Below are 6,052 nucleotides of genomic sequence, written 5' to 3' on the forward strand. Positions count from 1 at the left end.
AGATGTGTATAAGAGATAAATCTATATCATTTCTCTTTATTGCTATAGCCTACCACATGCGAATGAGCAAAAAAAGAAAAAGCTTCAAGTTTCCTCAAAGCTTTTTCGAAATAAAACTATTTAGCATTGTTTTCAATGATCTTCACAATCACGTCAACGGCCTTTTCCATCGTTTGTAATGAAACAAATTCAAAGCGTCCATGCATGTTTTCAGCACCAGCAAAAATGTTTGGTGTAGGAAGACCCATGAATGAAATCTTAGAACCGTCAGTACCGCCGCGAATTGGTTCAATAGTTGGTGTAACACCGACTTCTTCCATCGCACCTTTCGCTAGGTCGATGACGCTCATATCCTTCTCGATGATTTCGCCCATGTTGTAGTATTGATCATACATGTTGATTTCCACACGTTCTTCATCAAATTGGCTGTTTATTTTTGCTTGGATATCCGTAATCATTTGTTTCCGTGCTTCAAATTTTTCGCGATCATGGTCACGGATGATATAAGTCATTTTCGCTTCTTCCACATTTCCGTCTAAAGCAAGTAAATGATAGAAGCCTTGACGACCATCTGTGTTTTCTGGACGTTCGTCTTCAGGTAATTGATTATGGAAATCAATCGCCATTTGCAGCGCATTGATCATTGTGTTTTTAGCTGTACCTGGGTGAACGTTTTTACCATGCATCGTAATTTCAGCTTGTGCTGCGCTGAATGTTTCGAATTGCAATTCACCGATTGGTCCGCCATCCATTGTATAGGCAAAATCTGCTTTGAATTGGTCAACATCAAACTTATCAGCACCGATACCGATTTCTTCATCGGGACCAAAGCCGACACGTACTTCGCCGTGTTTGATTTCAGGATGATTAATCAAGTGTTCCATCGCGGTCATGATTTCAGCGATTCCAGACTTGTCATCGGAACCAAGTAATGTTGAACCGTCTGTTGTGATCAATGTTTGACCGGCATAATTTTTCAAGTTAGGGAAATCTTTGACATTTAATGTATATTTTCCATCAGCATCTAATTTGATGGTTGATTCGCCATCATAATTTTCAACGATTTGCGGGTTGACACCTTCAGCATTGAAATCTGCTGTATCCATGTGAGAGATGAATCCGATAGTCCGCGCTTCTTTGTCAAGGTTGCTTGGCAAAGTCGCAATCACATAGCCATTAGTCTCATTATAAGTAATATCTTTCATGCCGATTTTTTCTAATTCTTTCATCAGCTCATGAGCAAAGGCTACCTGTGTTTGAGTTGTTGGTGTTGTGGTGCTTGTCGCATCAGAACGAGTTTCTGTCTTAACATAGTTTAAAAAACGCGGTAATAAATTTTCGTACATCTTACTCTCTCCTTTAATGCTAATTATTTAAATGAAAAAGGATTGGTGGAAGTCTCAGACACGAAGAAATCAACCTTCCAGTCCTCTTCATTTTTCCATTGGTTAAATAGAGCCACCATTTTTTCTTTACAAAGCGACTCAATGTAATGCCCCGGATCAATTACCAGCATACCGGTCTCCTGCATATCATGGGCGGTATGATAATAAACATCTCCAGTAATATAAACGTCAGCGTTTGTGGCTATGGCATCGCGATAAAATTTCTCTCCGCTGCCGCCGCAAATCGCGACTCGTTTGATCATTTTCTTTTCATTATGAGGATAAATCACACGTAAACCTTCCAAATCGAACGTTTTTTTGACTTTTGTGATAAAATCTTCAGTCGGCATCGCTTCTTTTAACTCTCCGACACGTCCAATCCCGTAGTTTTCAGCGAGATTATCAAGCTGATAAATATCATAAGCCGGCTCCTCATAAGGATGCGCTGCTAACATCGCTGATTCAACTTCGGCTTGTTTTGTTTCTGGAAAGATCACTTCGATTTTACTTTCCTGAACCTGTTCCGGCACATTAGCCGAACCAATCGCAGGTGTCGCTGCACTCGTCGGGGTGAAACGTCCAGTTCCATTTACCGTGAATGAGGTCGCTTGATAATTCCCTTGTTCGCCTGCACCCGCTTTTGCTAATGCTTCACGCATTGCTTTCGCATCAGTTTGAGGCACATAGACCGCAAGCTTTTTCATTTTTACAGTATGAGTATGAATTAGATAATCCGTATCAAAAACGTCTAAAGCCTCGCAGAACCAATCATTCAATCCATTATGGATGATATCCATATTTGTATGCGCCGCATAAACAGCAATGTCGTGTTTGATTAAATCAGCGTACATTTTCGTTTGAACGTCATCCGTTGTTAAACGTGAAACGGGACGAAAAATCGGCGGATGCTTCACAATCAGCAAATCGATTTTCTTAGCGATCGCTTCTTCAACAACTGCCGGGCGAACATCTAAACTCATCATGATCCGGTCGACCGTTTTATTCAAAGTGCCGATATGCAGCCCGACTGGATCGCCTTCTTCAGCTAACCACTCAGGACAATACTGCTTAAATCGTTGGATAAATTCACTTCCCTGCATCTGCAAGTACCTCCTTGATCCATTCAATTTCTTGTACAACTTCTTGAATTTTCTCAGCGACATCCTGATCACTTTGGTGCAAGCTGGCTAGGATCTTTTCGCTTTTCTCTAATTTGTGCTGCCACTTTGCAACGAAAACAGCATTTTTATCATTTAATAGCACTGGTCCAAAAAAGAGCTCTTTAGCTGAATACTCAGGAGCCTCTGAAAGTTTGTCAGCTACGATTACTTCGTACACTTTATTATTTTCTTCAATAATGGCTTCATGGGTAATCGTATAATGTTCATTTACCAGCCATTGTCGTAATTGACGCTCACCAACATTCGGCTGCAAAATCAGCCGTTCTTTTCCTGATAAACGATTTTTATCTTTCCCACGCTGTAAAATATCGCGGATCAATACACCGCCCATTCCGCAAATGGTAATAGCGGAAACTTGATCACTCAACTCTACGGCTTCAAGTCCATCGGCTAAGCGAACATCAATTGATTTTTCTAATCCATTTTTGGCAACTTGCCTTTTGGCAGATTCATACGGACCGACAACAACTTCACCGGCGATACCATACGAGATTTTTTCTTGCAGCATCAAAGCAACCGGTAAATAGGCATGGTCCGAGCCGATGTCGGCTAGACGCGCATCCTGCGGTACAAATTCTGCTGCTTTTTGTAAACGAAGCGATAAATCTTTGGCGTTCATTTTTTCACATCCTAAAATTGATTATAACACTCCTTAAAAAAAGCGCCCCCTAAAAAGAGCTAAATGACAGCGCTTTTTAATAGGGCGTTTTCCTTTTTCTAAGAGAATTTTCTTTTTTATCCATTTCGGCGATTTTCACCAATCACCCAAATTTCTTTACTTAAATAGCGGATACGTTCCATGATGCGTTTAGCCTTTAATGGTTCTTCATCTCCTCGTTGCGTAACAGACAAGTGCTGCTCCAACTGATTCATATTAAAATTGGAAGAAAAGAACGTCGGCAATTGCTCCTGCATCCGATGCTGCAAGATCACACCTAAAACTTCATCACGAATCCAGGCACTCATTGAGTCCGCGCCAATGTCGTCGATCATCAAAATCGGCGCACGCTTCACCTCATCCAGCTTAGGGCCGACTTTATCATTCGATATTGCCTGCTTCATTTCGCCAGCAAAGGTTGGAAAATGCAAGAGCGTTGTTTCAAAGCCTTTGACAGCCAGTTCATGGGCAACAGCTCCTAATAGATACGTTTTGCCGACACCAAAATCACCAACTAAAAACAATGCCTTATGAAACATTTTGGGACTTGCTTCGTATTGATTAATAAAATCCAGTGACGCTTCCAAAGCTTCGCTGCGACCGGAAGTAACTTCGAATGTCCGAATAGAAGCTTTGCGAATATCCTTTGGCATATCTAATGAGTTTACACGGTTACGAATCTCCTCTTCGCGTTTTACTCTAAGCAACTCATCTGTCGGAACATAAGTCACATCAATAAAATGAAAATTAAGACTTAATTGCGGTTCATAACCGGGTGCAATCATCGAGGAATCGCCTGCCAAATATTTCTTCTTCTCTTGGACAAACTCATAGAGCTTGGCAAAGGATTTTTCGATATCTTCCTGAGTTAGTTTTTCTTTGTGCTCTTCAATAAATTGACGAACATCTTGGTCGGCCAAAATCTCCTCCATCATTTGGCGGTAACGACCATCGACCCCACGGCTTCTAATGATGCGATTCAATTCTTTTCCTACATCTTCCATCAATCGTCACCTTCTTTACTCAAATATTCCGCTAACTTACGGTTTAGTTCTGCTTCTTTTTCGGGTGTTAATTTCTTTTCTTGCGGCGGCTGCTTGATATGCTCTGGCAGAGCCTCTTTTCGTCCAGCTCCGCGTTTTTGATAAGCTGGTCGGCTTGCTTGCGGTTTGCGAACCAATTTTTGACTATTTTCCCGCACATGGGTGATCGCCGCTTCTGGAGTCGCGATTTTCTTCTGTGCCCAGTCATTGGCGATCGCATTTAAATAGTTTGCATTGATTACCGCCTGGTTTTGGATTACCAAAATATAGTTGATAATAATATTAATCACACTTTTGGGTAATAAATTACGACCAATCAGCTCTTCCAATAAACGGACTTCCGTATTAGTCTCGAATCCGCCCTTTTCTCGTTTAATCGCACGTAAAAAAGTAACTGGTGCAATTTTTTTACTTTGGGCGATAATTTCTAGTTCCTGCGGCGAAAAATTACTGCCATTTGTCGAACTCTCTGCTGGTGTTTCTTTAGGAGCAGCAGCAACATTCGGACGTTTTTCTTTATTGATCAGTTGACGCAAGTAATTGAAGTTCAGTCCTGTTTTTTCACCGGCACTAGCTTTGGCGACATATTCTGCTAAATCTAGTTCATTTAATCCATACAAAGTTTGAAATGTCTGCAGTTTCTCCCGCTCTTCCAAAGTCAAAATCAAGCTGAAGCGTTTCAATTGCTGTGTGAATAATGACCAATCAAAATCTGATTTGTCAGCAAATTCTTCTTGTGTTTGTTCTAAAGCCTCGCTATGACTGGCAAAAGCTGTTTCGTCAAAGCGATAAACATCACGAAAACGTTTGGTGATACTTTTAGCTGTGCCTTTTTCAAAACTTTTAGGTTTAAAACGTTCAACTAGTCGTTCATAACGGCGCTTTCCAACTTTATCCATCAGCAAATAGGCCATCAAAGGGTCTTGAAAGAATTTTTTGGGTCCAAGCGGCAGACGCAATTGATAAATCAAGCTCAAACCGATCTCACTATCGGTCTTTTCGTAGGCTTCTAATAAACCAATGCCTTCGAGCTGTTCTCGCGCCTTCACTAGATTCATTAAGCCAGTATCAACGGCCGCCAATAAATCGGTGTGCATCAAACTGGGACTTTTACCTTCTAACGTAATATCACTCATCAAAGTCAAATACAGACTCAATGCAGCATTTCCTATGATCGGTTGATATAAATACAGTAAAGCATCTTGTTTACTTTGATCAAGCTGTGGCTCACCATAGACCGTGTAAAAGGTGCTGGGTTTTAGTTCTTCTGCCACTTAAAATGCCTCCTACTCTTCATCCGTTGATTTCGCTTTATCAACGATCTCCTGTAATTCCTTCAAGAACACAGACATATCTTTAAACTGGCGATAAACACTCGCAAAACGGATATAGGCGATTTCATCGACTTCCATCAAATCTTCCATGACAAACTCACCGATTTGACTTGTCGGGATCTCGTTTTCCCCCATGCTGCGGACACGATTTTCTACGCGATCCACGATTTGCTCCATCTGTTCCATTGCTACTGGACGTTTTTCCGCAGAACGAATCAATCCGCGTAAAATCTTGTCACGGTTGAACTCTTCACGGTCCCCATTACGTTTAACGACTAATAAAGGTGCTGCCTCGATCCGTTCAAAGGTTGTAAATCGGAATCCGCAGCTTTCACACTCTCTGCGACGGCGAATCGCTCGCCCGTCATCAGTTTGTCTACTATCAATTACTCGAGAATTATTATGATTACATCTTGGACAACGCATAATTTCACCCACACTTTCCTAATAT

Annotated in this window: 6 protein-coding genes; all 6 read right to left on the minus strand. The window is 41.3% G+C overall.

Going from position 1 to position 6,052, the window contains the following annotated elements; genetic code table 11:
- Nucleotides 1–116 precede the first annotated feature (116 nt).
- The 6 genes from pepT to nrdR all read right to left on the minus strand — a co-directional run bounded on the left by pepT (nt 117) and on the right by nrdR (nt 6,027).
- Nucleotides 117–1,346 carry a peptidase T gene (gene pepT / locus A5875_RS05470; protein WP_088932682.1) on the minus strand — a complete coding sequence of 410 codons (1,230 nt, stop codon included), beginning with the start codon at nt 1,344–1,346 and terminating at the stop codon, nt 117–119.
- Between the two features lie 23 nt (nt 1,347–1,369).
- Complete coding sequence (locus A5875_RS05475) at nt 1,370–2,491, minus strand: Nif3-like dinuclear metal center hexameric protein (RefSeq protein ID WP_422851556.1); 1,122 nt, start codon at nt 2,489–2,491, stop codon at nt 1,370–1,372.
- Nucleotides 2,472–3,185, minus strand: a complete 714-nt coding sequence (locus A5875_RS05480; protein WP_088932684.1) for a tRNA (adenine(22)-N(1))-methyltransferase — start codon at nt 3,183–3,185, stop codon at nt 2,472–2,474. The genes A5875_RS05475 and A5875_RS05480 overlap by 20 nt, the downstream gene beginning before the upstream one ends.
- 116 nt (nt 3,186–3,301) lie before the next feature.
- Nucleotides 3,302–4,228, minus strand: a complete 927-nt coding sequence (gene dnaI, locus A5875_RS05485) for a primosomal protein DnaI (RefSeq protein WP_088932685.1) — start codon at nt 4,226–4,228, stop codon at nt 3,302–3,304.
- A complete protein-coding gene (locus A5875_RS05490) occupies nt 4,228–5,541 on the minus strand; it encodes a DnaD domain protein (RefSeq protein WP_088932686.1) in 1,314 nt (437 codons plus the stop codon). Before A5875_RS05490 ends, dnaI begins: the two co-directional genes overlap by 1 nt.
- A 12-nt stretch (nt 5,542–5,553) precedes the next feature.
- Nucleotides 5,554–6,027 (minus strand): transcriptional regulator NrdR, encoded by a 474-nt coding sequence (gene nrdR / locus A5875_RS05495; RefSeq protein WP_088932687.1) that lies wholly within the window; start codon nt 6,025–6,027, stop codon nt 5,554–5,556.
- Nucleotides 6,028–6,052: the final 25 nt, after the last annotated feature.

The sequence above is a fragment of the Enterococcus sp. 3H8_DIV0648 genome (assembly GCF_002140655.1).
Lineage (GTDB): Bacteria > Bacillota > Bacilli > Lactobacillales > Enterococcaceae > Enterococcus_A > Enterococcus_A hulanensis.